At 61.5% G+C, this 26,956-nt stretch carries 25 protein-coding genes; 7 read left to right on the forward strand and 18 right to left on the reverse strand.

The annotated features are described in order from the left end of the window. Positions 1-87 precede the first annotated feature (87 nt). Positions 88-1,479 (forward strand): L-cystine transporter, encoded by a 1,392-nt coding sequence (locus tag ACTD9P_RS17495; RefSeq protein ID WP_219269877.1) that lies wholly within the window; start codon positions 88-90, stop codon positions 1,477-1,479. A gap of 117 nt (positions 1,480-1,596) precedes the next feature. Here the strand turns inward: ACTD9P_RS17495 and ACTD9P_RS17500 are convergent, their stop codons facing one another. Continuing rightward, positions 1,597-2,109: a dihydrofolate reductase gene (locus ACTD9P_RS17500; protein WP_438868677.1), complete on the reverse strand. Its 513-nt coding sequence runs from the start codon at positions 2,107-2,109 to the stop codon at positions 1,597-1,599. A gap of 69 nt (positions 2,110-2,178) precedes the next feature. On the opposite strand from ACTD9P_RS17500, the gene ACTD9P_RS17505 reads away from it, so the two are divergent. Together ACTD9P_RS17505 and ACTD9P_RS17510 are read left to right on the forward strand one after the other, a co-directional pair. Next, entirely contained in the window at positions 2,179-3,558 is a 1,380-nt protein-coding gene (locus ACTD9P_RS17505) for a DUF2868 domain-containing protein (RefSeq protein ID WP_438868678.1), read from the forward strand. After that, positions 3,551-4,918, forward strand: coding sequence for a DUF3482 domain-containing protein (locus ACTD9P_RS17510; RefSeq protein ID WP_438868679.1), 1,368 nt, complete (start codon positions 3,551-3,553; stop codon positions 4,916-4,918). Before ACTD9P_RS17505 ends, ACTD9P_RS17510 begins: the two co-directional genes overlap by 8 nt. A gap of 39 nt (positions 4,919-4,957) precedes the next feature. Here ACTD9P_RS17510 and ACTD9P_RS17515 read toward each other — a convergent pair whose 3' ends face one another. The 9 genes from ACTD9P_RS17515 to ACTD9P_RS17555 form a co-directional block, all read right to left on the reverse strand. Next, complete coding sequence (locus tag ACTD9P_RS17515) at positions 4,958-5,533, reverse strand: hypothetical protein (protein ID WP_438868680.1); 576 nt, start codon at positions 5,531-5,533, stop codon at positions 4,958-4,960. Next, on the reverse strand, positions 5,521-6,111 hold the full coding sequence (locus ACTD9P_RS17520; protein ID WP_438868681.1) for a hypothetical protein: 591 nt from the start codon (positions 6,109-6,111) through the stop codon (positions 5,521-5,523). Before ACTD9P_RS17520 ends, ACTD9P_RS17515 begins: the two co-directional genes overlap by 13 nt. 105 nt (positions 6,112-6,216) lie before the next feature. Then, on the reverse strand, positions 6,217-6,783 hold the full coding sequence (locus tag ACTD9P_RS17525) for a phosphonate degradation HD-domain oxygenase (protein ID WP_438868682.1): 567 nt from the start codon (positions 6,781-6,783) through the stop codon (positions 6,217-6,219). Continuing rightward, a complete protein-coding gene (locus ACTD9P_RS17530) occupies positions 6,783-7,910 on the reverse strand; it encodes a TIGR03364 family FAD-dependent oxidoreductase (protein WP_438868683.1) in 1,128 nt (375 codons plus the stop codon). Before ACTD9P_RS17530 ends, ACTD9P_RS17525 begins: the two co-directional genes overlap by 1 nt. Positions 7,911-8,039: 129 nt before the next feature. Further along, positions 8,040-9,056: a putative 2-aminoethylphosphonate ABC transporter substrate-binding protein gene (locus ACTD9P_RS17535; protein WP_056857668.1), complete on the reverse strand. Its 1,017-nt coding sequence runs from the start codon at positions 9,054-9,056 to the stop codon at positions 8,040-8,042. A 21-nt stretch (positions 9,057-9,077) separates the two neighbouring features. After that, positions 9,078-10,802, reverse strand: coding sequence for a putative 2-aminoethylphosphonate ABC transporter permease subunit (locus tag ACTD9P_RS17540; protein WP_438868684.1), 1,725 nt, complete (start codon positions 10,800-10,802; stop codon positions 9,078-9,080). A 1-nt stretch (position 10,803) separates the two neighbouring features. Further along, on the reverse strand, positions 10,804-11,868 hold the full coding sequence (locus ACTD9P_RS17545) for a putative 2-aminoethylphosphonate ABC transporter ATP-binding protein (RefSeq protein WP_438868685.1): 1,065 nt from the start codon (positions 11,866-11,868) through the stop codon (positions 10,804-10,806). A 246-nt stretch (positions 11,869-12,114) separates the two neighbouring features. Then, positions 12,115-12,978 carry a LysR family transcriptional regulator gene (locus ACTD9P_RS17550; protein ID WP_438868686.1) on the reverse strand — a complete coding sequence of 288 codons (864 nt, stop codon included), beginning with the start codon at positions 12,976-12,978 and terminating at the stop codon, positions 12,115-12,117. 16 nt (positions 12,979-12,994) lie between these two features. Continuing rightward, positions 12,995-15,265 carry a heavy metal translocating P-type ATPase gene (locus tag ACTD9P_RS17555; RefSeq protein ID WP_438868687.1) on the reverse strand — a complete coding sequence of 757 codons (2,271 nt, stop codon included), beginning with the start codon at positions 15,263-15,265 and terminating at the stop codon, positions 12,995-12,997. Between the two features lie 85 nt (positions 15,266-15,350). Here ACTD9P_RS17555 and cadR point away from each other — a divergent pair, with 85 nt between their 5' ends. Next, positions 15,351-15,800: a Cd(II)/Pb(II)-responsive transcriptional regulator gene (gene cadR / locus ACTD9P_RS17560; protein ID WP_438868688.1), complete on the forward strand. Its 450-nt coding sequence runs from the start codon at positions 15,351-15,353 to the stop codon at positions 15,798-15,800. Positions 15,801-15,870: 70 nt separating this feature from the next. Here cadR and ACTD9P_RS17565 read toward each other — a convergent pair whose 3' ends face one another. Both ACTD9P_RS17565 and lgt read right to left on the reverse strand, forming a co-directional pair. Continuing rightward, positions 15,871-16,704: a thymidylate synthase gene (locus tag ACTD9P_RS17565; protein WP_017139496.1), complete on the reverse strand. Its 834-nt coding sequence runs from the start codon at positions 16,702-16,704 to the stop codon at positions 15,871-15,873. Positions 16,705-16,757: 53 nt separating this feature from the next. Beyond that, on the reverse strand, positions 16,758-17,570 hold the full coding sequence (gene lgt / locus ACTD9P_RS17570; RefSeq protein ID WP_017139497.1) for a prolipoprotein diacylglyceryl transferase: 813 nt from the start codon (positions 17,568-17,570) through the stop codon (positions 16,758-16,760). Between the two features lie 211 nt (positions 17,571-17,781). Between lgt and ACTD9P_RS17575 the strand changes: the two genes are divergently transcribed. Next, a complete protein-coding gene (locus tag ACTD9P_RS17575) occupies positions 17,782-18,528 on the forward strand; it encodes an NRDE family protein (RefSeq protein ID WP_438868689.1) in 747 nt (248 codons plus the stop codon). Between the two features lie 125 nt (positions 18,529-18,653). On the opposite strand, the gene ptsP is transcribed toward ACTD9P_RS17575, so the two are convergent. Together ptsP and ACTD9P_RS17585 are read right to left on the reverse strand one after the other, a co-directional pair. After that, the gene (gene ptsP / locus ACTD9P_RS17580; RefSeq protein WP_438868690.1) at positions 18,654-20,933 is read right to left on the reverse strand and encodes a phosphoenolpyruvate--protein phosphotransferase; all 2,280 of its coding nucleotides are present in this window, start codon (positions 20,931-20,933) and stop codon (positions 18,654-18,656) included. Between the two features lie 22 nt (positions 20,934-20,955). After that, a complete protein-coding gene (locus tag ACTD9P_RS17585; RefSeq protein WP_003176750.1) occupies positions 20,956-21,435 on the reverse strand; it encodes an RNA pyrophosphohydrolase in 480 nt (159 codons plus the stop codon). Between the two features lie 143 nt (positions 21,436-21,578). Here ACTD9P_RS17585 and ACTD9P_RS17590 point away from each other — a divergent pair, with 143 nt between their 5' ends. After that, complete coding sequence (locus tag ACTD9P_RS17590; RefSeq protein ID WP_438868691.1) at positions 21,579-22,235, forward strand: histidinol-phosphatase; 657 nt, start codon at positions 21,579-21,581, stop codon at positions 22,233-22,235. 102 nt (positions 22,236-22,337) lie between these two features. Here the strand turns inward: ACTD9P_RS17590 and ACTD9P_RS17595 are convergent, their stop codons facing one another. The 4 genes from ACTD9P_RS17595 to ilvA are packed head-to-tail and all read right to left on the reverse strand — an operon-like array spanning position 22,338 to position 26,040. After that, complete coding sequence (locus ACTD9P_RS17595) at positions 22,338-22,805, reverse strand: DUF2269 family protein (RefSeq protein ID WP_438868692.1); 468 nt, start codon at positions 22,803-22,805, stop codon at positions 22,338-22,340. Continuing rightward, positions 22,802-24,067: an SDR family oxidoreductase gene (locus ACTD9P_RS17600; protein ID WP_438868694.1), complete on the reverse strand. Its 1,266-nt coding sequence runs from the start codon at positions 24,065-24,067 to the stop codon at positions 22,802-22,804. The genes ACTD9P_RS17595 and ACTD9P_RS17600 overlap by 4 nt, the downstream gene beginning before the upstream one ends. A 4-nt stretch (positions 24,068-24,071) precedes the next feature. Continuing rightward, positions 24,072-24,485: a DUF2269 family protein gene (locus ACTD9P_RS17605; protein WP_056857658.1), complete on the reverse strand. Its 414-nt coding sequence runs from the start codon at positions 24,483-24,485 to the stop codon at positions 24,072-24,074. 40 nt (positions 24,486-24,525) lie between these two features. Further along, entirely contained in the window at positions 24,526-26,040 is a 1,515-nt protein-coding gene (gene ilvA, locus ACTD9P_RS17610) for a threonine ammonia-lyase, biosynthetic (protein WP_056857657.1), read from the reverse strand. A gap of 137 nt (positions 26,041-26,177) precedes the next feature. On the opposite strand from ilvA, the gene rpiA reads away from it, so the two are divergent. Further along, complete coding sequence (gene rpiA / locus ACTD9P_RS17615) at positions 26,178-26,849, forward strand: ribose-5-phosphate isomerase RpiA (RefSeq protein ID WP_005792336.1); 672 nt, start codon at positions 26,178-26,180, stop codon at positions 26,847-26,849. Positions 26,850-26,956: the final 107 nt, after the last annotated feature.

Raw genomic sequence — 26,956 nt, forward strand, 5'->3', positions numbered from 1 at the left:
TATTAAATCAATATATTTCAAACTGTTAGGCTTCCCGGTTCGCAATCGCAGGCTCACGCGATTGGCTGCCTTCTCAACGGAGCTTCAATGAATCTGCCCCTGATTCTCAATTTACTGGTGTTCGTGGCCCTGTTGCTGGGCCTGGCACAAACCCGTCGCACCAACTGGAGCCTCGCCAAGAAGGTGCTGTTTGCCCTCGTACTGGGCGTGGTGTTCGGCACGGTGCTGCACACCATTTATGGCGACGGCAACCCGGTGCTAAAGGCCTCGATCAGTTGGTTTGATCTGGTCGGCAATGGCTACGTGCAACTGCTGCAAATGATCGTGATCCCGCTGGTGTTCGCCTCGATCCTCAGTGCTGTGGCGCGCCTGCACAACGCCTCGTCCCTGGGCAAGATCAGCTTCCTGACCATCGGCACGCTGCTGTTCACCACCGCGATTGCGGCGCTGATCGGTATCGGCCTGACCAACCTGTTCGGCCTCACCGCCGAAGGCCTGGTGGCGGGCACCCAGGAGATGGCACGCCTGCAAGTGATCCAGAGCGATTACGCCGGCAAGGTGGCCGACCTGAATATCCCGCAGTTGCTGCTGTCGTTCGTGCCGGCCAACCCGTTTGCAGATCTTGCCCGCGCCAAGCCTACGTCGATCATCAGCGTGGTGATTTTCGCCGCATTCCTGGGGGTTGCCGCACTGCAACTGCTCAAGGATGACGTGGAAAAAGGCCAGAAAGTGCTCAACGCCATCGACACCCTGCAAGCCTGGGTGATGCGTCTGGTGCGCCTGGTGATGAAGCTGACGCCGTACGGCGTGCTGGCCCTGATGACCAAAGTGGTCGCCGGCTCCAACCTGCAAGACATCATCAAGCTCGGCAGCTTTGTGGTGGTTTCGTACCTGGCGCTGGGCCTGATGTTTGTGGTGCATGGCCTGTTGCTGTCGCTGGCCGGGATCAATCCGCTGCGGTTTTTCCGCAAGGTGTGGCCGGTGCTGACGTTTGCCTTCACCAGCCGCTCCAGCGCAGCCGCCATTCCACTGAGCATTGAAGCGCAGACCCGTCGCCTGGGCATTCCGCAATCCATCGCCGGGTTTGCCGCCTCGTTTGGCGCCACCATCGGCCAGAACGGTTGCGCCGGTCTCTACCCGGCCATGCTGGCGGTAATGGTTGCACCGACCGTGGGCATCAACCCGCTGGACCCGCTGTGGATCGCGACGTTGGTGGCGATTGTGACGTTGAGTTCGGCCGGTGTGGCAGGCGTGGGCGGCGGGGCGACCTTTGCCGCGCTGATCGTGCTGCCGGCGATGGGCTTGCCGGTGTCACTGGTGGCGCTGCTGATTTCCGTGGAGCCGTTGATCGACATGGGCCGTACGGCGTTGAACGTGAATGGTTCGATGACGGCGGGGGCGATTACCAGCCAGGTCATGGGGCAGACGGATAAAGCGCTGCTGGATGCTGATGAGCATGCTGAATTAGCGCAGGTTTAACACTTCTGTGGCGAGGGAGCTTGCTCCCGCTGGGCTGCGTAGCGGCCCTGGAATCTTGGGAGCGCTTCGCTCTCCAGCGGGAGCAAGCTCCCTCGCCACATTAAGCGCGCCAGATCTTTAGGCTTTTTCCCAGACTTCGAAGTTGTAGGCAGGCTTATCGCCTTCAGCCAGGTTCTCGACATTCGACACCAGCTTCCACTGGTTCAAATCAAACTTCGGAAACCACGCATCGCCTTCCGGGCTCAACGCCACCCGCGTCAAATACAGGCGTTCCGCCTGCTCCAGCCCCTGCGCATACAGCTGCGCACCGCCGATCAGCATCAGCTCATCCACGCCCTGTTCCAGCGCCCAGGCTTCAGCCCGCTCAACCGCCGCGTCCAGTGACGGAAAAACTTCCGCACCTTCGAGCGCCAAGCCGGTCTGACGGCTGACCACAATGTTCAAGCGCCCCGGCAACGGTCGGCCCAGGGAATCCCAGGTCTTGCGCCCCATGATGATCGGCTTGCCGAGCGTGGTGGCCTTGAAATATTTGAAATCCCCCGGCAAATGCCAGGGCATGCTGTTGTCGACGCCGATCACGCGGTTTTCACCGAGGGCTGCGATCAGGCTTAAAGGGAGAGTTTTTTTCATGCCGACGAGAATACCAGAGCCACGAGTCTGCGGTTATGCTCCAGGCTCACTTGCTCAACAGGACGGCGCGTGACTGCACTGAACCCGCTGCACACACTTTGGCTGACCGAAACCGTGCGCCTGCGCGAAGAGCACGCAGGCCCTTTGGAAGACCTGGAAGCCAACCGCCTGGCCCGCACGGCCGGTGGCGATTTGCCCACGCGCATCCAGCAGCGTGCCCTGCACCTGGCCGAGCGCGATGGCCTGACGGCCGCCCTCACCCGCTGGCTGCAAGGCGCGCGTTTGGCATTGGTGCTGCTGGCGATAGTCGCCGTGATCAGCGGCGCAGGCCTGGCCTTTGCCGCCTTGGGTAATGGCCTGACGCCGGTAAACGTGTTCTGGGCCTTGGGCAGCCTGCTCGGCTTGAACCTGATCCTGTTAATCAGCTGGGCCTTGGGCTTGCTGTTTGCCGGCGAACACAGCGCCAGCCTCGGGCGGCTGTGGTTGTGGCTCAGCGAAAAACTTGCCCGGGATGCCAAAGCCGCGCAATTGGCGCCAGCCTTGCTGCTGTTGTTGCAGCGCCAGAAACTCAATCGTTGGGCCGTGGGTGTGCTGGTCAACAGCCTGTGGTTGCTGGCATTGCTCAGCGCCCTGGTGATTCTGCTGACACTGCTGGCCACGCGGCGCTACGGTTTTGTATGGGAAACCACCATTCTCGGCGCCGATACTTTTGTCGCCGTGACTCAAGCCCTCGGCAGCTTGCCCGCCTTGCTCGGTTTTAATGTGCCGACGGTGGAGATGATCCGCGCCAGCGGTGACTCGGCCCTGAATATCGAAAGCGCTCGCCAGGCCTGGGCCGCGTGGCTGGTAGGCGTGCTGCTGGTGTACGGCCTGCTGCCCCGATTGCTCCTCGCGCTGCTGTGCCTGTGGCGCTGGAAACGCGGGCGCGCTGCGTTGCGCCTGGACCTCAACCTGCCCGGCTACAGCCAACTGCGCGAACGTCTGATGCCGAGCAGTGAACGGCTGGGTGTCAACGACGCCGCGCCCGAACAACTGCACCACATCACCGGCGGCATCAGCGAGCTGGAAAGCAACGGCGCCCTGCTGGTGGCCATCGAACTCGACGATCAGCGCCCGTGGCCGCCCAAGCTGCCGAGCAGCGTCAAGAACGCCGGCATCCTCGACAGCCGTGAGTCGCGCAACAAACTGCTGGAACAACTCACGCGCTTCCCGCCCGCACGCCTGGCCATCGCCTGTGACCCGCGCCGCTCGCCGGATCGCGGCAGCCTGGCGTTGATCGCCGAGCTGGCCCGCAGCGCCACCGCCACCCGCGTATGGCTGTTGCAGGCGCCACCCGGCCAGGCGCTGGACGCCGAGCGCCTGGGCGACTGGCACGCCGCGCTGCAACAGCTGGAGCTGCCTTTCGCCGACTGTGCGCCGCTGAACTGGCTGGAGACCGGTCATGACTAAACCGCTCAAGCTCGCCGTGGTCGGCCACACCAATGTCGGCAAGACCTCGCTGCTGCGCACGTTGACCCGTGATGTGGGCTTTGGCGAAGTCTCCCATCGCCCCAGCACCACCCGCCATGTGGAAGGCGCGCGCCTGTCGGTCGATGGCGAAGCCTTACTGGAGCTGTACGACACGCCCGGCCTGGAGGATGCCATCGCGTTGCTTGATTACCTGGAACGTCTGGACCGACCCGGCGAACGCCTCGATGGCCCGGCTCGCCTGGCGCGGTTTCTGGAAGGCAGCGAAGCCCGCCAGCGTTTTGAACAGGAAGCCAAAGTGCTGCGGCAACTGCTGGCCTCGGACGCCGGTTTGTACGTGATCGACGCCCGCGAACCGGTGCTGGCCAAGTACCGCGACGAGCTGCAAGTGCTGGCCAGTTGCGGCAAACCATTGCTGCCGGTGCTCAACTTCGTCAGCAGCAGCGACCACCGCGAGCCGGACTGGCGCGAAGCCCTGGCCCGCCTCGGCCTGCATGCACTGGTGCGCTTCGACAGCGTGGCGCCGCCGGAAGACGGCGAACGCCGTTTGTATGAAAGCCTGGCGCTGCTGCTGGAAAACGCACGGCCGCAATTGGAACGCCTGATCCTCGATCAGCAAGCCCAACGCCAGGCCCGCCAGCAAAGCGCCGCACGCTTGATCGCCGAATTGTTGATCGACTGCGCCGCATGCCGGCGCAGCGTGGTCACCGAGGATGAACAGCAAGCCATCAGCGACTTGCGCAAGGCTGTGCGCCAGCGCGAGCAAAAGTGTGTAGAGGCGCTGCTCAAACTGTTCGGCTTCCGCCCGCAGGACGCCGCCGCCAGCGACTTGCCGCTGTTGGACGGCCGCTGGGGCGATGACCTGTTCAACCCCGAAACCCTTAAACAACTCGGCGTTCGGGTCGGCGGCGGGATCGCCGCAGGCGCGGCAGCCGGTGCGGGTGTGGACCTGCTGGTCGGCGGTCTCACCCTCGGCGCCGCCGCCATTGCCGGTGCCATCGCCGGTGGCGCGCTGCAAACCGCACGCAGCTACGGCAGCCGCCTGTTGGGCAAGATCAAGGGCCAGCGCGAGCTGACCGTCGACGACAGCGTTTTACGCCTGCTCGCCCTGCGCCAACGTCAATTGCTCAAGGCCCTGAACCTGCGCGGCCATGCGGCGATGCACAGCATCAAGGTCGACACGCCTCAAGACCAAACCTGGCGGGCAGGCAAATTACCGGACGCTTTGCACAAGGCCCGTGCCTACCCGCAATGGTCGTGCCTTAACGCTCAGCCAAAGCTTAGCCAGGCTGAACGTCAGGAGCAGATTCATGTATTGGCGCAGTCACTCAAGGATGAGTAACTGCGAGCACCCATTGATCTGCCATACACCTGGCAAGGCTCATGAGGCCGGGATATCCAAGACCTTGACCTCAAAGGTTTCCGGTTCGTGCCAGCTGAACAGCAGGTACAGCTCAGCCAACCGGTGGACCAAACGCCGATCAATGTCGTCGATTACACCGTCATGGTTGATATCGAAATGAATGTTCCATTCGAGCACTTGGTCGTTATCAAAGTCATAAGCGGCATTCCAGGCGACCAGCGTGTGAGAATCAATGTCCCCCGTACCCTCCTGAACGTGCAGACGCACAGTGTCGGGCGTGCCGTCTTTATAGAAGTCTTCGGAGAAAATTTTCATGTAGCGCGTTGAAGCCTTCCCAGGATTAAACCAGTTGAGCTTCAAATAGGTAGAGGCAAATTTGTCCAACAGCAGTTTATCGAGCCGACTCTCTCGCCCATCATTCGTCACATCCCCTCTGCTGTAGTCGATTTTCCCGTCAGTTGGAAAGTCATAGGCCACGGCCTGGTTGACCAAACTGTCCTGAATACCTTGTGCACTCTGGTAGAACTCAAGCACTACAGTATCCGCCCGGCCAACCCCTGTAGTGTCCTGTGCGAAAACTTTTAAATAGCGCATTGTCCGACTCCTTGTTCAAACTTATCCAAACCCGGATAAGTAGGCTCATACCATTTGAACCCAAGGAAACTACTGCACAAGGAACGGATCAGTTCTTTGTCTGCCTGATCAACTACGCCGTTTTTATCCACATCGGTAGGGGTAAACCATTCCAGGACGCCATTCCCGTAGCCATCAAAGGCTGAGGCCTGATAAGCCAATGTTGGTTTACGCCCCGTACTGCGCCGGTCCAGAAAAGTAAGTTGTACACCGTTGGGCGGGCGTTTTTCGTACTCATGGATGGCGATGATTACCAACGTGCGCTTCCAACTTTCACCGTAATTAAACCTGTACAGTTTAAGAAAGGTATTAGCAAACGTCTTGATCATGTGACTATCGATGACAGTGCTCTTGCCATCCACCTCGATATCCACAATCGTCTGCAGATCCACGCTGGCATCGCCATCCATATCAACGACAAACGCTTCATGAACCACCTCGTCAAACCCAGCAGCACTGCGTTCATAGAAATGTAGAAACACGGTATCTGCGCGTCGATTACCACTACGGTCTTGAGCAGTGACTTTTAAATAACGCATGGGAATGTCTCCGAAAGGGGCAAGACCCAAGGCTATTCCAGGTCTTGGCCATTTAAGAGTTCATGACGTCTGAACCGCCGGTACGAAAGAGCGCCGACACGCGTGCTAACTACCGACACCGGCTGCCAGCAGGCCACGTGCCTTGGCTTTCAGCAGGTCCAGGTCGACTACGGGCACGTGCATTTGCTTGGCCTGTTCATCCCAGTGGCGCATTCGCAAGCTGACGTGGCAAAGCGGATCCTGCTCAAAGGCCCGTGCCTCTGCAGCTGTCATCACCCCGCCCTGATAACCCAGGGTACGACGGCTGGCCTCGCTCAAGCGCGCGTAGTAGTCCGGCTGGCTGAAGGTCAGGTAGCGCTTGGCCTGTACGTGATACTCGACCAGCTTGGCCATGCGCTCGCTGAAACCTGCGCGGCGCAGGTAATCGGCGCCGAGCCGCTCGTGGCTGACCACGCCATAGCCGCCCATGTTTTCGCCGCCCTGCCCGCAGAGGTGCCCGATGTCGTGGAAAAACGCCGCCAACACCACTTCATCGTCGAAGCCTTCGGCCATAGCGAGTTGCGCAGCCTGGGACATGTGCTCGATCTGCGACACCGGCTCGCCGATGTAATCCGCCGCGCCGTGCTGTTCGTACAAGCCGAAGACGTCGGCAATGGTCTGCTCCGGGTTCATCATGCGCTTCCCCACAATGCTGTGATATTTCGCTCGGCCATCGCCGGGCCAACGCTCATGCCCACGCCGGAGTGCATCAACGCCGCGCTCACACCCGGCGCCGCACGCAGGAATGAAAACGGCGCCGGCCCGCGTGAGCCATACACACCTTGCCAGCGTTCCACTACCTGGATCTTGCAGCCCAGCGTCTGCTGCGCCAGCTCGATCAGCCAGTCATCGACTTGTTCGGCATTGAACGGCGATGCGTCACTGCCGTAGTCATGGGAGTCGCCGATGATCAGCTCGCCCTGCGGTGTCGGGCTGATCAGCAAGTGAATCCCGTGCTCTTGCAGGTGGGGCGCTTCACGCAGGATCTGCGCCTGCACCGGCGCAGCTTCCGGCAGGTCGGCAAACGCGCCGTAGTGCACGCAACTAAGGCCCGTGAGCAATGCGTGTTGCAGGTTCAGATTGAGCGCAGGCCGGGCGCGCAGCATTTGCAGGCGACAGATGCTCGGGTTGAGCTCGGCCATCGAATCGGCCAGCAACGTCTGGTAGTCGTGGCCGGAGCATACGATGACCTGCTCACCGCGAAAGCTGCCCGCGGTGGTGTGCACGTGGCCAGGCTCAACGTCGCGCACCAGGGTGGAGAAATAGAACTGCACTTTCAGTTCCTGGGCCAGATAATTAATCAGCGCCGGGATCGCCTCACGCGAATACAGTTGCTGATCATCCTTGCCATGCAGCGCGGCACGGTGATGGCGGAACTGGCCGCCATACAGTTCTTTCATCGCCGCGCCTTGCAACAGCTCGACGTTGTAGCCGTGTTCTTGGGCGCGACCGGCGCAGAAAGCCTCCAGCAGATGCTCTTCGGCTTCGGTGCGGGCGAACAGGTAGGAGCCGTTGCGCTTGAGCTGCAAGCCCGCCACCTGTGCCCATTGGCCCCAGATATCACGGCTTTCCCGTGCCAGGTCGAGCATCGGCCCAGGGGGTTGGCCGGTGACCAGTGCCTGGCCGAAGTTGCGCACGGAGGCGCCCAGCGGTGTGGCGCTGCGCTCGAAGACCTTAACCTTGATGCCGCGTTTGGCGGCGGCGTAGGCGTGGGACAGGCCGAGGATGCCGGCGCCGATGATCAGCAGATCGCTACTCATGTGTTCCTCTCGTTCCCACGCTCTGCGTGGGAATGCATCCAGTGACGCTGTGCGTCACGACTTCCAAGAGCGGACGCGGAGCGTCCAGGGCGGCATTCCCACGCGGAGCGTGGGAACAATCATCATCAGTTACTGCTTCTCGGACTTGCCGTCATAGCGCTTGCGCCATTCGGTCAGGATGCTGTCACGGTTCTTCGAGGCCCAGGCGAAGTCGTTCTTGATCAGGCGTTGTTCGTAGTCAGCCGGCAATTCGGTCTGCGGCTTGGCGATACCCGGCTGGGCGAGGACGGCGAAGTTGTCTTTGTACAGCTCCATCGCAGCGGGGCTGGCGGAGAAGTCGGCGAGTTTCTTCGCCGCATCGGCGTGGCTGGTGCCCTTGATCACGGCAGTCGCTTCGATGTCCCAGCCCAGGCCTTCTTTGGGCAGGATGATGTCCAGCGGCGCGCCTTGGCGTTTGAGTTGCACGGCCGGGTATTCAAACGAAATACCAATCGGGAATTCCCCGGAAGCCGCGAGCTTGCACGGCTTGGAGCCGGAGTGAACGTACTGGCCGATGTTCTGGTGCAGGTCGTCCATGTACTGCCAGCCCTGCTTCTCGCCGAAGGTCTGCAGCCAGGCGCTCACATCCAGAAAGCCGGTGCCGGACGATGCCGGGTTAGGCATCACGATCTTGCCCTTGTACTCAGGCTTGGTCAGGTCCTGCCAGCTCACCGGCTTGGTCAGGCCTTGTTTCTCGGCTTCGACGGTGTTGAAACAAATGGTCGCAGCCCACACGTCCATGCCGACCCAGGCCGGTGGGTTGGCAGCGTCGCGGTAGTTTTTGCCGATCTTGTCCAAGTCCTTGGGCGCGTAGTTATCCAGCATGCCTTGCTGGTCGAGAATCGCCAGGCTGGACGCGGCCAGGCCCCACACCACATCCGCCTGCGGGCGGGCTTTTTCGGCCAGCAGCTTGGCAGTGATGATGCCGGTGGAGTCACGCACCCACTTGATGTCGATATCCGGGTTGGCTTTTTCGAAGGCCTGTTTGTAGGTCTTCAACTGCTCGGCTTCGAGGGCCGTGTACACCGTCAACTCGGTTTTGGCGGCAAAGGCATTCAGGCTGAATGCGCTGAGCAGAGCAGCGGCCAGGGCCAAGGGCTTGAACATGGAGCACCTCCTTCAGGGATTTTATTGGCCGGGCGCGGTTTGGCGCCAGGCTTGGGAGCGGCGCAAAGCGCCACGTGAGGCCCACGCCAGCAGCAGCGAGACGCCGGCCGAGGTGAACAGGATCAGGGTCGACATGGCCGCGGCGCCGCCCACATTGCCGGCGTCGTCCATGTTCAACACGGCGACGGCGGCGAGGATGGTGTCGGGGCTGTAGAGGAAGATCGCAGCGGACACGGTGGTCATCGCCGACACAAACAGGTAGCGCACGATGTCCAGCAGCGCGGGCAGGCAGATCGGCACGGTGACACGCAGATAGTGGCGGTACAGCGGCGCCTTGAGGGACAGCGCGGCGGCTTCGAACTCGGCATCCAGTTGGCGCAGCGCAGTGGTTGCGGTCATTTGCGCGGTGGTCAGGTAGTGCGCAATGGTGCATACCACCAGCAACGTCATGGTGCCGTAGAACACGTGCAGCGGGTTGCCGTTGAGGTTGAAGAAGAACACGTACCCCAGGCCCAGCACCAAGCCCGGCACGGCCATCGGCACAAAACTGAGCATGCGCAGCGCCAGGTTCAGGCCTTTCTGGCCCTTGGTCTTTTCCATCAGGTAGGCGCCGGTGAAGATCAGTACGCTGCCGATCAGCGCAGTGCACAGGGCCATGGTCAGGCTGTTGCGATAGGCCAGCCAGCCGCCACCGGCGGTGTCTTCAAACTGGTAGTGATTGAGCGATAAAGACAGGTTGTACGGCCAGAACTTCACCAGCGAGGAGTACACCGCCATGCCGAATACCAGCAGCAACACGGCGCAAATTAACAGCACAATCGCCAGGTAGCAGCCATCCCTCAAGCGCGATGGCGCCGGTTGGAACACCTGGGCGCGGCCGCTCATGGAATCGCCATGACGGCGACGCAGCCAGGCATCCACAGCAAAGCTGAACAGCGCCGGCAACAGCAACACCATGCCGATCAGGGCGCCGCGACCGAACTGTTGCTGGCCGACCACCGCCTTGTAGGCTTCCAGCGCCAACACCTGATAATCGCCACCCACCACCACGGGCACGCCGAAGTCGGTGATCGTCAGGGTGAACACCAGGCAAAACGCCGCGAATACCGCCTGACGGGTGGCCGGCCAGGTAATACTGCGAAACGCCCGGGCCGGGCTGGCGCCCATGCTCGATGCGGCATCAAACAGACGCGCATCAGCCAAGGACAGCGCCGACAGCAGAATCATCAAGGCGTGTGGGAAGGTGTAGATCACTTCACCCAGCACAATGCCCCAGAAGCCGTAGATATTGTCCGAGAGCAACCCACGCAACATGCCTTGGTTACCGAACAGATAGACCAGCGCAATACCCGGCAACATCGACGGGGCCATCAATGGCAGCAGTGACAGGCCGCGCCAGATCGGCTTGCCGGGGATCAGCGTGCGTTGCAGTGCGTAGGCAAAGAGGTAGGCCAGCGGTACGACGATGGCCGCCACGCTGAGGGAAACTTTCAGGCTATTGCCCAACAGCCAATGGAAGTTTTCGCTGGTTACCAGCTCCCGCGCCGCGACCAGCCCGCCGCCCTGCCCGGCTTCGCTGCTGAAGCCGCGCCAGAAGATCGCCAGTAACGGCAACAACACCGCCATGCCCAGCAGGAGTAACCAAAGCAGCTTGCCGCCGACCACAAAAATGCGGTCGCCAAGCTCAGCGCGGGAAACCTGACGAGCCACGTGGTCGGGTATCGGCAGACTCATATCAGCAGCCATCTCAGGCAAACACCTGCAGGCTGCGCGGCGGCAAAGCCACCCAGATATCCTGCGCGCCCAGGCGCGGCATGGCTTCGGGGGCCAGCTCGGCCAACAGCGGGTGGCCAGGCAATTGCTCCAGCTCAAAGCTCATACGGCAGCGATTGCCGAGGAAGGTGATCTCGCGGACCTTGGCCGGGAACAGGTTTTCTTCATGCACCAGCGGGTTGACGCTGATGGCTTCCGGGCGGCAGAACAAGCGGCCGGACCTGGCCTTGCTGGCACTGTCATCCAGGCGCATGTGCAAGCCGCCGACCTGGGCATGGCTGTCACTGCTGCGACTGAACGGCAGCCAGTTGCCCTGGCCGACAAACTCCGCCACGAACGGCGTGGCCGGTCGGTCGTAGATTTCCTGGGGCGTAGCGTACTGCTCGACCTTGCCGTTGTTCATCACGGCGATGCGGTCGGCCATCAGCATGGCCTCGTCCTGGTTGTGGGTGACCATCAGCGTGGTAATGCCCAGGCGCCGCTGCAATTGGCGCAGCTCGGTACACAGATGCTCACGCACACGGGCATCGAGGGCCGACATGGGTTCATCCAGCAGCAGCAACGATGGCGCCGGTGCCAGGGCGCGGGCCAGGGCGACGCGCTGTTGTTGGCCGCCGGAGAGTTGGCCGGGGTACTTTTTTTCACTGCCGACCAGGCCAACCAGTTCGAGCATTTGCCCGACACGCTTGCGCACTTCGTCGCGACCACTGCCGGTAAGGCCGTAGCCGATGTTCGCTTCGACGGTCAGGTTGGGAAACAGCGCGTAGGATTGGAACAGAATGCCGTAGTCCCGCGCCTGCGGCGGCAGCAGGGACACATCGCGGTTGCCCAGGTAAAGCTCACCGCTGTCCTGGCGTTCCAGGCCGGCGATGCAGCGCAGCAAGGTGGTCTTGCCGCAGCCGGACGGGCCCAGCAGGCACACCAGCTCGCCGGCCGCGACTTCCAGGGACACGTTATCCAGCGCGGTGAAGGCGCCGAAGCGTTTCTGGATAGCGCGCACCTTCATTGGCGCGCCGGGTTGGGTCAGGGCTGTGTTCATGCAAGGCACCTCATCAAACTGATGAAGGTCATGCTAGGCGGGCAATGCGTCCCTCTTGTGGCAGAAAGGCAAAAGGCAGTGATAGTGGTATTGGTGGATTTGTGTAGGACCGGCTCCCCTTGTGGCGAGGGAGCTTGCTCCCGCTGGACCGGGCTGGCGCTCCAGTGCGCAGCGCTCCCAAGTTTTTTGGGGCCGCTACGCAGCCCAACGGGAGCAAGCTCCCTCGCCACAGGTGTCGCGACACGATCAGAGCGGTGACATTTCCTGCGCCAACCCCAAAAACGCCGCCGGCAAGCGCGCGCCTTTGCGCTCTTTCAGGCAGTACAAATACTCGGGGATCTGCGGTGCGTTCTCGATGGTCAGCACGCGCAGTTGCGGGTCATGGGGCACTTCCTGGCGGGCGATAATACTGATGCCGATATTGCGCAACACCGCTTCGCGAATCGACTCACGGCTGCCGAGTTCCAGCAACGGCCCGTAACTCACGCCGGCGCCCTGCAACATCTCTTCAGTCAGGCGCCGCGTGGTGGAGCCGGCTTCGCGCATCAGCAAGGTATGCCCGGCCAGCGCGCTCAACGGCACATGTTCAAGCTTGGCCAGGGGATGATTGCGATGCACCGCCAGCACCAGCGGGTCGGTGCCCAGCACGCGGCGGATCAGGCGTGGGTCTTCGAGCAGTTGCGAGGAGGCCGCGACATCGACGCGGTAATCGTCCAGTGCTTCGAGCACCTGTTGGGAATTGCCGATTTCCACCGAGACGTCGACATGGGGCAGGCGTTCGCGAAAGGCTTTGACCAGATCAAGGATGTAGTACGGCGCCGTGGCGGCAATCCTCAAGGCGCCCTGGACCTGGCCAGTATTGCGCAGGAAAAACTCGATATCGGCTTCCTGCTGCAACAGCACCTTGACCATCGGCAGCAAGCGCGCGCCGTCGTCGCTGACGGTGAGGCGCCGCCCGCCGCGGTAGAACAGCTCAACACCGTATTGGCTTTCGAGGTTGCGAATCTGGGTGGTGACGGTGGGCTGGCTCAAGCCGAGTTTTTTCGCCGCCTGGGTAATGCTGCCCAGGCGGGCGACCATAAAAAACGCCTTTAACTCAGCACTCAGCACACCGCCCTCTCATCCTCTATTTGCGCAACAGGCGCAGACCATTGAACACCACCAGCAGGCTCACGCCCATGTCCGCGAACACCGCCATCCACATGGTTGCCATGCCCAGGAACGTGACCGCCAGGAAGATCGCCTTGATCACCAACGCCAGGGCGATGTTCTGCTTGAGGATACTCGACGTTTGCCGCGACAGACGAATGAATGCCGGAATCTTGCGCAGATCATCGTCCATCAACGCCACGTCGGCGGTCTCGATTGCCGTGTCGGTGCCGGCTGCGGCCATGGCGAAGCCGATTTCGGCGCGGGCCAGGGCGGGAGCGTCGTTGATGCCATCGCCGACCATGCCTACCCGGCGGCCTTGGCGGTAGAGGGCTTCGATGGCTTGCAGTTTGTCGGTGGGCAACAGGTCGCCCTGGGCCTGGTCAATGCCAACCTGCGCCGCAATCGCCTGGGCGGTGTGGGTGTTGTCGCCGGTGAGCATCAGGGTCTTGATGCCCAGTTCGTGCAGTTGCTGGATAGCTTCGCGGCTGCTGTCTTTTACCGTGTCGGCCACGGCGAACAACGCCAGCGGCCCGGACTTGTCGAGCAGCAGCACCACGGACTTGCCTTGTTTTTCCAGAGCGAACAACTTTTCTTCCAGTGCCGGCGAGCACAGGCCCAGGTCTTCCACCAGACGGTGGTTGCCCAAGTGGTAGGTTTCGCCGTTGATGTCGCCACGCACACCGCGACCGGCCAGCGCCTCGAAGTTATCCACAACGTGGCTTGGCAGATTTTTATCCACAGCTGCCTTGGCGATGGCCAGCGACACCGGGTGGTCGGAGCGCCCGGCCAGGCTGGCCGCCAGGGCGGGTGCGCTGTCTTCAACGTTGGGGAACAGCGCCAGGTAATCGGTTTGCACCGGTTTGCCGTGGGTGATGGTGCCGGTCTTGTCGAGGGCCAGGTAGTCGAGCTTGTAACCGCCCTCCAGGTACACGCCGCCCTTGATCAGGATGCCTTTGCGCGCCGCAGCCGCCAGGCCGCTGACGATGGTCACCGGGGTGGAAATCACCAGGGCGCATGGGCACGCGACCACCAACAATACAAGGGCGCGGTAGATCCAGTCGAACCACACACCGGCCATGAACAGCGGCGGGATAATCGCCACGCCCAAGGCAAACAGGAAGACGGCCGGGGTGTAGACCTTCGAGAAGCTGTCGACAAAGCGCTGGGTCGGCGCACGTGCGCCCTGGGCCTGCTCCACCGCGTGAATGATGCGCGCCAGGGTCGAATTGTTGGCCGCTGCGGTGACCTTGTACTCAAGGGAACCGGCCTGGTTGATGGTGCCGGCGAAGACTTTATCGCCCACGGTCTTTTCAATCGGCAGGCTTTCACCGGTGATCGGCGCCTGATCGATGGTGGATTGGCCGGCGGTGACTTCACCGTCCAGGCCAATGCGTTCGCCGGGTTTTACCCGCACGATAGCGCCCAATTCAATGCTTTTTACTTCCTGCTCGAGCCACGAACCGTCGGCCTGCTGCACCGTAGCCTGTTCCGGCGTCATCTGCATCAAGCCGCTGATGGCGTTACGCGCACGGTCCAGAGACTTGGCTTCGATCAGCTCGGCCACCGTGAACAAGAACATCACCATGGCCGCTTCCGGCCACTGGCCGATCAGGATCGCGCCGGTCACCGCGATGCTCATCAGCGCGTTGATGTTCAGGTTGAGGTTTTTCAGGGCGATCCAGCCCTTTTTGTAGGTGGTGAGGCCGCCACTGAGGATCGACACCAGCGCCACCAAGGCAATCAGCCAGGTCGGCGCTACACCTGTGAAATGCAGTACTTCAGCGCCCAACGCGCCGACACCGGACAACGCCAACGGCCACCAATGCTTCTTGGCGGGCGGCGCAGCGGCGGGCGTGCCTTCTTCGATAGGGTCGGCCTGCATGCCGATGGATTTGATGGCCGCGATGATCGGCGCAGTGCTCGGCAGGTCATGGGTGACGCCGAGGATGCGGTTGATCAGGTTGAATTCCAGCTGCTGCACACCGGCAAGCTTGCCCAGTTTGTTCTGGATCAGCGTCTGCTCGGTGGGGCAGTCCATGGCTTCGATGCGGAAGGTGCTCAGGCGCGAGCTGGCCGTGGGCGCTTCGCTCAGCGTGACCACAGCAGGCGCTGCCTTGCTGGAACAGCAGGAATCGCTCCCATGATCATGTTTTTTGACCGGCGTCAGCCTGGTGCCTTGGTCGTGGCTATGGTCATGATCGTGTGGGTGATCATGTTTTTTCGGGGTGTGGATGGAATCGCTCATTCTGTCGCGTCCGTAAAGGTGCCTGTTGCCAAGTAAAGACCCTGTAGCCACTATAGGGTCAAGCACCCATTTGGAGATTGCTGCGATGAAGATCGGCGAATTGGCCAAACTGACCGATTGTCAGGTGGAAACCATCCGTTATTACGAGAAAGAAGGCCTGCTGCCGCCTCCGGCACGCACCGATGCCAACTATCGTGTGTACACCCAGGCGCACACCGAGCGGCTGATCTTTATCCGCAACTGCCGCAGCCTGGACATGACGCTTGAAGAAATCCGCAGCCTGCTGGGGCTACGCGACAGCCCACGGGACCAGTGCGAGAGTGTGAATGCGTTGATCGACGAGCATATCCACCATGTAAAAGCGCGGATCGATGGGTTGTTGGCGTTGCAGGTGCAATTGCTCGACCTGCGCCAACGCTGCGGCGGCGGGCCGGATATGGACCAGTGCGGGATTTTGCAGCGGCTGGAGGTCAGCGGCAGTGTGGCGGCCAGCGAGGCGGAGCCTTCGCATGTGGGCAGAAGCCACGGGCATTGACTCAGTTTGGTAACCCAATCCAAATGTGGGAGCGGGCTTGCTCGCTCCCACAGTTGAACCGAGGCGATCCTTAAATAGCCACGTCAGCCTTGATACTTGGATCAGCGTCATAACCCACAATCTCGAAGTCTTCGAACTTGTAGTCATAGATCGACGCCGGCTTACGCTTGATCACCAGTTCCGGCAGTTTCTTCGGCGTGCGCGCCAGTTGGGTGCGGATCTGTTCCATATGGTTGCTGTAGGCATGGGTGTCGCCAGTGGTGACAATGATCTCGTGCGGGATCAGGTCGCATTGCTGGGCCAGCATGTGGGTCAGCAACGCCAGCGCGGCGGTGTTGTACGGCAGGCCGAGGAATACGTCGGAGCTGCGGATGTACAACTGCATCGACAGATGGCCGTCATGCACAAACGCCTGGTACAGCAGGTGGCACGGCGGCAGGGCTTGCTTGCCGTTGCGCGCGTTTTCCTGCGGGCTCTTGGTTTCGTCCGGCAGGTATTCGACGTTCCAGCCGTGGAACAGGATGCGACGGCTGTTGGGGTTGTTCTTCAACGTGTCGACCATGTAGTCGATCTGGTTGATGGTGCCGCCGTCCTTGGTGGGCCAGGCGGTCCACTGCTCGCCGTACACCGGGCCGAGGTCGCCGTCTTCGGTGGCCCATTCGTCCCAGATTTTCACGCCGTTTTCGTTCAGCCACTTGATGTTGGTATTGCCACTCAACATCCAGATCAATTCGTTGGCGATGCTTTTGAAATGAAGCTTCTTGGTGGTCAGCAGCGGGAAGCCGTCGGCCAAGTTATGCCGATACTGACGGGCAAACACGGCCTTGGTGCCGGTGCCGGTGCGATCGCCCTTGGTCAATCCATTGGTCACGACGTCGTTCAGTAGTTCGAGATATTGCTTCATGTTTTTACCCGTATCAAAGAAGCCGAGGCTCGCAAAAGCCTCGGCATTCGAATTTAAAGCGCGGCGTTCTTGATGCCTTGCGGGCGATTGTACGCCCACCACAGCAGGCCCAGGCCCGCCAGGATCATCGGCATGCTGAGGATCTGACCCATGGTCAGCCAACCCCACGCCAGGTAGCCCAGCTGCGCATCCGGCACGCGGACGAACTCGACGATGAAGCGGAAGATCCCGTAGAACAACGCAAACATGCCGGAAACCGCCATGGTGGGGCGTGGCTTGCGCGAGAAGATATAAAGAATCAGGAACAGTGCCACACCTTCCAGGGCGAACTGGTAGAGCTGCGACGGGTGGCGTGGCAGTTGCGCCGGGTCGCTGAAGGGTGGGAACACCATGGCCCACGGCACGTCGCTCGGCTTGCCCCACAACTCGGCGTTGATGAAGTTACCGATACGCCCGGCGCCCAGGCCAATCGGCACGAACGGTGCGACGAAGTCCATCAGCTGGAAGAACGACTTGCCGTTGCGGCGGCCGAACCACCACGCGGCGATCATCACGCCGACAAAGCCACCGTGGAACGCCATGCCGCCCTTCCACACTTCGAAAATCAGGGTCGGGTTGGCGATATAGGCCGGAAGATCGTAGAACAGCACATACCCGAGGCGTCCGCCGACGATCACGCCCATCGACATCCAGAACACCATGTCGGAGAGCTTCTCCTTGGTCCAGGTCGGGTCGAAACGGTTCAGGCGCCGGGAAGCCAACAGCCAGGCACCGCCGATGCCGATCAGATACATCAACCCGTACCAGTGGATTTGCAGCGGACCGATGGCCACGGCCACCGGGTTGATCTGCGGGTAAGGCAGCATTGCGACTCCTCGTTAAATCATTAGTCATGGCGCACCGGACCATGCCGGTGTGGGATTAAGCCTGCGTTACAGCCGCAATTTCAAATTAAGAAGTTGAGAGGCGCCCAGTAGCCCGGCATGTTAACGGATGGAAGGCGCTCGGCCCAACTTCGATACGATGGATAGCCATCCGTTGTATGGGTAGAGTGAGCAAAACACAAAGGGAACGCCTATGTGCCTGATTGTTTTCGCCTGGCGGCCGGGCCACGCCCAGCCGCTGATCGTCGCGGCCAACCGTGATGAGTTCTACGCCCGCCCCAGCCTGCCGCTGGCTCAGTGGCCGGATGCGCCGCACGTCTACGCTGGTCGCGATCAGGAAGCCGGTGGCACCTGGCTTGGAGTGAACGCCGACGGACGCTTTGCTGCGCTGACCAATATTCGCGACCCGCACCAGCCGCCGGCGCGCAAGTCACGAGGGGAGTTGGTGGCGCGTTTTCTCAGTGGATCGCTGCCCATTGACGACTATCTTGCCGACGTTAACGGCCGTTCGATTGAATATTCCGGGTTTAACCTGCTGGTGGGTACGCGGGATGAGCTGTGGCATTACAACGCTAATGAGACCGAGGCTACGCGGTTGGAGGCTGGGGTTTATGGGCTGTCGAATGCCGGGCTGAATACGCCCTGGCCCAAATTGCTCAAGGCCAGGGCGGCGCTGAGTGAATTGCTGGAGAAGCCACAGCCGCAGGCCTTGCTGGATATTTTGAGCGACCCGCAGACTGCGCCATTTGCCGACTTGCCGGATACCGGCGTGGGCTTGGCGACCGAGAGCCTGCTCTCCAGCGTGTTTATCGCCAGCCCCAGTTATGGGACGCGGGCGAGTACGGCGCTGATTGTGAATGCCGATGGGACGCGGCGAATGGTGGAGCGTAGTTTCGGGCCGCTGGGTGGGCGGCTGGGTGAGGTCGAGCTGAGCATTTAGCCATACCGCAAAACTAATGTGGGAGCGGGCTTGCTCGCGAATGCGCAGTGTCAGGCACTGAATTTGTGTCTGATATACCGCATTCGCGAGCAAGCCCGCTCCCACATTTTGATCGGCGCCAGGCCCTACAGGGTTTTTGCAGATGCCGGATTGATCATCCGTGTCAGCCCCAGGTTCTTCAGCGCCAGTTGCAGCGAGCTGTGGATAACTTGCGGGTTGTCGATGGTCATCAACTCGGCCAGCAGGTCCTTGGCCATGCTCAGTTCAACCTGGCGCAACATCCACTTTACCTTCGGCAAGTTGGTGGCGTTCATCGACAAGCTGTCAAAGCCCATCGCCATCAACAGCACCGCTGCCGCCGGGTCGCCGGCCATTTCGCCGCAGATGCTCACCGGCTTGCCCTCGGCATGGGCGTCGCGCACCACATGTTGCAAGGCTTGCAGCACCGCCGGGTGCAGGTAGTCGTAGAGGTCGGCCACCCTTGGGTTGTTGCGGTCCACGGCCAGCAGGTATTGGGTCAGGTCGTTGGAGCCGACCGACAGGAAGTCCACCTGCCGCGCCAGTTCTTTGGCCTGGTAGACCGCCGCCGGGATTTCGATCATCACGCCAATCGGCGGCATCGGTACGTCGGCGCCTTCGTCGCGCACTTCGCCCCAGGCGCGGTGGATAAGGTGCAGCGCCTCTTCCAGCTCGTGCGTGCCGGAGATCATCGGCAGCAGGATGCGCAGGTTGTTCAGGCCTTCGCTGGCCTTGAGCATGGCGCGGGTCTGGACGAGGAAAATTTCAGGGTGGTCGAGGGTTACACGGATGCCGCGCCAGCCAAGGAAGGGGTTGTCTTCCTTGATCGGGAAATACGACAGTGACTTGTCGCCGCCGATGTCCAGGCTGCGCATCGTCACCGGTAACGGGTGGAAGGCGGACAGTTGCTCGCGATAAATCGCCAGCTGCTCCTTCTCGCTCGGGAAACGCTGGTTGATCATGAACGGCACTTCGGTGCGGTACAGCCCCACACCTTCGGCGCCGCGCTGTTGCGCACGGGCCACATCGGCCAGCAAGCCGGTGTTGACCAGCAGCGGCACACGGTGGCCATCGAGGGTTACGCAGGGCAGCTCGCGCAGCGAATCGAGGCCCAGCGCCAGTTGTTTCTCTTCTTCCACCACCTCGGCGTATTGCTTGCGCAACAGCTCGCTGGGGTTGGTAAAGACTTCGCCACGATGGCCGTCGACGATCATGTCGATGCCGTCGACCTTGGAATATGGCAGGTCCACCAGGCCCATTACCGTCGGAATACCCATGGCCCGAGCCAGGATCGCAACGTGGGAGTTACCCGAACCCAATACCGAGACCAAACCCACCAGTTTGCCCTCTGGCACTTCGCCGAGCATGGTGGCGGTCAGTTCTTCACTGATCAGGATGGTGTTGTCGGGGTAAACCAGGTTGGTGGTGCGGTCTTCCTGCAGGTAGGCCAGCAGACGGCGGCCGAGGTCGCGCACATCCGAGGCACGCTCACGCAGGTAGGCGTCGTCCATCAATTCGAAACGGTTGACGTGATCGGTGACCACCTGGCGCAGCGCGCCCTGGGCCCACTGGCCGGTCTTGATCACGGTTTTGACTTCGTTACCCAGGGACGCGTCGTCGAGCATCATCTGGTACACGTCGAACAGCGCGCGCTCTTCGGGGCGCAGTTGCGTGGCCAGCTTGGTCGACAGGTTGCGCATGTCGGCGCGCACGCCTTCCAGGGCGGTCTTGAACAGTTTGATTTCAGCGTCGATGTCATCGACGCTCTTGTCCGGCACCACATCGAGGTCGGCCGGCGGCAGCATGACCACCGCCGTACCGACCGCAGCGCCCGGCGAACCTGGCACGCCGACGAACTTGGCTTCCTGGATGCCCTTGCCCTGACGGCCCAGGCCACGGATCGAACCGGTCGCCTCAGCGTGGGCAATAACCCCGGCAAGCTGCGCGCTCATGGTCACAAGAAAGGCTTCTTCGCCTTCATCGAACTGGCGACGCTCTTTTTGCTGGATGACCAACACGCCGACGACGCGGCGGTGGTGAATGATCGGCGCGCCGAGGAACGAGGCGTAACGCTCTTCGCCGGTTTCGGCAAAGTAGCGATAACGCGGGTGATCGGCCGCGTTTTCAAGGTTCAGGGGTTCTTCACGCGTCCCCACCAGGCCCACCAGACCTTCATTGGGCGCCATGCTGACCTTGCCGATGGAGCGCTTGTTCAAGCCCTCGGTGGCCATCAACACAAAACGGTTGGTCTCTGGGTCCAGCAGGTAAACCGAGCAGACCTGGCTGCCCATGGCTTCCTTGACGCGCAACACAATAATCCCCAACGCCGCCTTGAGATCCTTGGCGGAGTTAACTTCCTGGACGATCTTGCGCAGCGTATTGAGCATGGCTCGGGGTCGAACTCCGTCGTCAGTCGCGCGCTAAAAGGCGCGGGGCAAGCTCTTTGAGAGCGCGACGATAAACCTCGCGCTTGAATGTCACCACCTGGCCCAACGGGTACCAATAGCTGACCCAGCGCCAGCCATCGAACTCCGGTTTACCGGTCAAATCCATCCGCACCCGCTGCTCGTTGGAGATCAGGCGCAAAAGAAACCATTTCTGCTTCTGGCCGATGCACAGCGGTTGGCTGTGGGTACGCACCAGGCGTTGCGGCAAACGATAGCGCAACCAGCCACGGGTACAGGCCAGAATTTGCACATCTTCGCGCTCAAGGCCGACTTCTTCATTCAACTCACGGTACAAGGCGTCTTCAGGGGTTTCGTCGGGGTTGATTCCGCCTTGAGGAAACTGCCAGGCATCTTGGTTGATTCGGCGAGCCCATAGCACCTGTCCGGCATCATTCGTAAGAATAATCCCGACATTAGGACGGAAACCATCGGGGTCGATCACGGCAACAACCTCGCAAACGCATGTCGCCGCATTGTTCCACAAAGGTTGTTCCAGCGGCAACGAGGCTTCTTACCTTATGTGCACTCTTGTGAAAAGACCGTATTCTGGACGCCTTTTTACAGACTTTTCAGCGAGTAACTGCAATGCGCCTGGCTTTATTCGACTTGGACAACACCCTTCTCGGCGGTGACAGCGATCACGCGTGGGGCGATTACCTCTGTGAGCGTGGGATTCTTGACCCGGTGGCCTACAAAGCCCGCAACGACGAGTTCTACCAGGATTACCTGGCCGGCAAGCTCGACAATGCCGCCTACCTTAACTTCAGCCTGGAAATCCTCGGCCGCACCGAGATGGCCCAGTTGGACGAATGGCACCGCGACTTCATGCGCGACTGCATCAATCCGCTGATGCTGCCGCTCGCCGTGGACCTGCTGGCCAAACACCGCGCCGCTGGCGACAAGCTGGTGATCATTACCGCCACCAACCGCTTCGTAACCGCGCCGATTGCCGAGTTGCTGGGGGTTGAAACCCTTATCGCCACTGAATGCGAGATGGAAAACGGCCGGTATACCGGGCGCAGCACCGATATCCCGTGCTTCCGTGAAGGCAAAGTGACGCGCCTGAACCGTTGGCTGGAAGAAACCGGGTACAGCCTGGAAGACAGCTACTTCTATAGCGATTCGATGAATGACTTGCCGTTGCTGGAGCAGGTGGCGCATGCGGTGGCGGTGGATCCGGACCCGAATTTGCGCGCTGAAGCCGAGAAGCGTGGCTGGCCGGTGATTACCCTGCGCGGCTGATGACGCCATCGCAGGCAAGCCAGCTCCCACACTTTAGATGTATTCACAGATCAAAATGTGGGAGCTGGCTTGCCTGCGATGAAGCCGGCTCGGTCCCAAGCCCTAAACCGGCTTGGCCACCATCAAATAGAAAATCGCCAGAAACGCCAGAAACGCCGGCCAGCCCAGGCCAAACCACCAGCGCATATAAGTCGCGGCCTTGATCGGCATCGCCGTGCCATCGCGCAACGCCTGCTCCGCCATCTTGTGCACACGAATCTGCAGCCACACCACCGGCAGCCAGCAGACACCCGCCAGCACATACAACGCGAACGTCCACTGCAACCAGCTCTGCTGCATCGACCAGCCCGCCAGATACATCAGGCCGATGCCACTCAACGGCTGAAAAACCGCCGTGGTCGTGGTAAATGCCCAATCCGCGAACACCAGATGTTTGAAGGTTACCGCGATCACTTCCACCTGGCCGCTGCGCCAGGCGCGCAAGGCGTAATACGCCGAGCCCGCACCCAGGCCGAACAGGATGGTCGAGGACAGGATATGCAGGGTTTTCAACAACAGGTAAGTGTTCATCGGCGCGGCTCAGTCGAAAAAGGCTCAATCCAGAGGAGCCAAAGGGTCGCCACCATGAGTACCAGATTTTTGGCGACTGCCGCGTAGGGATCAAACCAGTAATGGGGCAGGACTATGCTGATAATCACGGTATAACTGCCCATCAACAGCAATTGCAGGATCAGCGCCGGCCTGCGCCAGCGCGCAACCAGCAACCCCAGGCCCAACAGGCCATCACATACCGCGCCGGCGATGACGGCAAGTGTCGCCCAAGTGCCCTGCACACCGGCCTCAGCCATGATGCGCAGGCCCCAGGCGTAACCCGGCCCCACGCAGACCGCCGCCGTGCCCAGCCAAATCAGCACCAATACCGCCAGCATCAGCGGGCGGATGCTGCGCTGGCTGCTTTGGGCTGCCGTGGGCCAGCCGTGCAGGCGTGAGGCGAGCGGCGCGGCGGTGTAGCCGCAAACCGACGCCAGCACCTCGGGGTCGGCTACATTATCCCGCTGGGCCAGGGCGATGCTTTGTGAGTTCAAGGCGCGCCAGCCCAGGCGATCACCCAGCCAGCCGCCCAACCCCAGCAATGGCGCTTGCAGGTACTTGCCTGCGCGCCAGCCTTGAGCGACGCGCAGGTGGTCAATGACTTGAGCGAGACGCATCGGCTCGGGGCCCACCACGGCCAGCACCAATGATTCGGCAGGCCACTGGCGCAACACGGCCAGCACCGCCCCGACGAGGTCGTCGATATGCACCGGTTGCAGTTGAGCGTTGAGGTCCAGCAACGGAATCAGCGGCCAGGGCGAGAGCCCCGCCAACCAGGCGCTGCTGGCGCCACCCTCGCCCACCACCAGCGAGGGCCGCAGCACCACGGCGGGTATGCCCAGGCCCAGCAGATAGTCGTCGGCAGCACCTTTGCTGGCCAAAAATGGCACACCAGATTGCACGGAGGCGCCGAGGGCAGAGATCTGTAACACCCGTACACCGTGCCGAGCGGCCAGATCAAACAGCGCACGGGCACCCTGGTCCTGGACGCGGCTCAACTCGGCCGCATCCACGCTCAGCAAACCCGCTGCATTGATCACCAGATCAACCGATTCAGGGAAAACGAAGCAACCGGGGTCGGCAGCCAATTGGCCCAAATCCAGCGCCTGCCATTGCACCCCTGGCCATCCCTGACTTACCGGCTTGCGACACGTCGCGATCACACTGTGCCCAGCCTGCTGCAGGGCGCGCAGCAAGTGGCCACCGACAAAGCCGGTGGCGCCGACAAGCAAAATATTCATCCCGTTAAACCGGCTTGGCACCCATCAACCCGGCAATCGCCACAAACCCCACCAGGCTGACCACCGCCAGCACCAGGGTGAAATTCAGGCTACCGCCCTCGCCCTTACGCAGGCGATTAAGCCGCGCCACCAGCCAGAACCACGCCAGTGCCGCCACGGTGTAGAGAATGCTGGAGCCCAAAATCCAGGTTTGCCCCAGCGGCCAGCCCAGCAAATGCACCAGCCACCAGCCGGTGAACGGCATGCTCACCACGCAAACCCCCATCAGCAACCACACGAACGCCCAGGGGCGTTGCACGGTAACCGTCGGGCCGGCGCTGCGTTTGCGCCAGGCCAGTACCGCCAGCCCGAGGCCGCTGAGCAACAGCAACACGGTGGCGGTGATGTGGATAACCTTGAGGGTGGTCAGCGTTTCCATGGTCTTGATTCCTTAAAGGCCGCCCAGTCAGCGTAGTCGCTCAACCGAGGAACAGCTGGTAAGCCGGGTTTTCGCTCTCATCCCAATACGGGTAGCCGATTTCTGCCAACGCGGCCGGCACCAGGTGGCGCTCGTCTGCCGGCACTTGCAGGCCTGCGACCACACGACCGTCGGCCGCGCCGTGGTTGCGATAGTGGAACATCGAGATGTTCCAGCGCCCGCCTAATTTGTTAAGAAAGTTGAACAGCGCGCCGGGGCGCTCGGGGAATTCGAAGCGAAACACCAGCTCGTCGCTGACTTTGGCCGCATGCCCGCCCACCATATGGCGAATATGCAACTTGGCCAGCTCGTTTTCGGTCAGGTCCAGCACCGGGAAGCCCTGGCTGGTGAGACTGGCGATCAAGGCGCTGCGCGGGTCGTTTTCCGGGTGAGTCTGCACGCCGACGAAGATGTGCGCCTCGCGGCCGGAGTGGTAGCGGTAATTGAATTCGGTGATCTGGCGCTTGCCCACGGCCTCGCAGAACGCCTTGAAGCTGCCCGGCTGCTCGGGGATGGTCACGGCGATGATGGCTTCGCGGCCTTCACCCAGCTCGGCGCGCTCGGCCACATGGCGCAGGCGGTCGAAGTTGACGTTGGCGCCGGAGTCGATGGCCACCAGGGTCTGCCCGGTCACGCCACGGGTTTCCACGTATTTCTTGATACCCGCCACGCCCAGCGCGCCCGCAGGCTCGGTGATAGAGCGGGTGTCGTCGTAGATGTCCTTGATGGCCGCGCAGATTTCGTCGGTGCTGACGGTGATCACTTCATCTACATAGTCTTTGCAGATATCAAAGGTGTGCTGGCCGATCTGCGCCACCGCCACGCCATCAGCAAAGATGCCGACCGTCGGCAGCACTACGCGCTCGCCTGCGGCCATGGCGGCTTGCAGGCAGTTGGAGTCGTCCGGCTCGACGCCGATAATCTTGATTTCCGGGCGCAGGTATTTCACGTACGCCGCAATGCCGGCGATCAGCCCGCCGCCGCCCACGGGTACGAAAATCGCGTCCAGAGGCCCAGGGTGCTGGCGCAGAATCTCCATAGCCACGGTGCCCTGCCCGGCAATGGTGTGCGGATCATCGTAAGGGTGAATGTAGACGTAGCCTTTTTCGTCGACCAGTTTGAGCGAGTAGGCCAGGGCTTCCGGGAAAGAATCACCGTGCAGCACCACTTTGCCGCCCCGCGAGCGCACGCCTTCCACCTTGATTTCCGGGGTGGTCTTGGGCATCACGATGGTGGCTTTCACCCCCAGCACTTTGGCCGCCAGGGCCAGGCCCTGGGCATGGTTGCCCGCCGAGGCGGTGACCACACCGCGCGCGCGTTCTTCGGCGCTCAGTTGCGTGAGCTTGTTGTAGGCACCGCGAATCTTGAACGAGAACACCGGCTGCAAGTCTTCACGCTTGAGCCAGACCTTGTTGCCCAGCCGCTCGGAGAGCTGGCGAGCGGTCTGCAAGGGGGTTTCTACGGCAACGTCGTAAACGCGCGAGGTAAGGATCTTTTTGACGTACTGTTCAAGCATCGGCGGGAATCACTGGGCGAGTTGGGCAGGGCCAAGGAGTCTAACCCGGCTTTTGGCCGGGCGACCACACGAATCCCGAGGTTTTGTTGGGTTATACTCGCCGCCCTCGATAACTCCCCGCCCGTTCCGGAGCCCGCATGACCCAGGATCAACTCAAACAGGCAGTGGCCCAAGCCGCTGTCGATTTAATCCTTCCTAAACTCGACGATAAAAGCATCGTCGGTGTCGGCACCGGCTCCACCGCCAACTGCTTTATCGACGCGCTGGCCCAGCACAAGGGCGCATTCGACGGCGCCGTGGCCAGCTCCGAAGCCACCGCCGCGCGCCTCAAAGGCCATGGCATTCCGGTGTACGAGCTCAATACCGTGAGCGACCTGGAGTTCTACGTCGACGGCGCCGATGAAAGCGACGAGCACCTGAACCTGATCAAAGGCGGCGGCGCAGCCTTGACCCGCGAGAAGATCGTTGCGGCGGTGGCCAAGACCTTTATCTGCATCGCCGACGCCAGCAAGCTGGTGCCGGTGCTCGGCGCCTTCCCGCTGCCGGTGGAAGTGATCCCTATGGCCCGCAGCCACGTGGCCCGCGAGCTGGTGAAACTGGGCGGCGACCCGGTGTACCGCGAAGGCGTGCTGACCGACAACGGCAATATCATCATTGATGTGTTCAATATGCAGATCACCAACCCGGTGGAGCTGGAGACGCAGATCAATGCAATCGTCGGCGTGGTAACCAATGGCCTGTTCGCGGCGCGCCCGGCGGATGTGTTGCTGCTGGGTACTTCTGAAGGCGTTAAAACCCTTAAAGCCTAAAACGCAGCGCTACTTTCCTGTGGAGACTGGGCTTGTGTGGGAGCGGGCTTGCTCGCGAATGCGGTGTGTCAGTCAACTGATCTGGCACTGATACACCGCATTCGCGA

This window comes from Pseudomonas onubensis (assembly GCF_965653655.1).
Taxonomy (GTDB): Bacteria; Pseudomonadota; Gammaproteobacteria; order Pseudomonadales; family Pseudomonadaceae; genus Aquipseudomonas.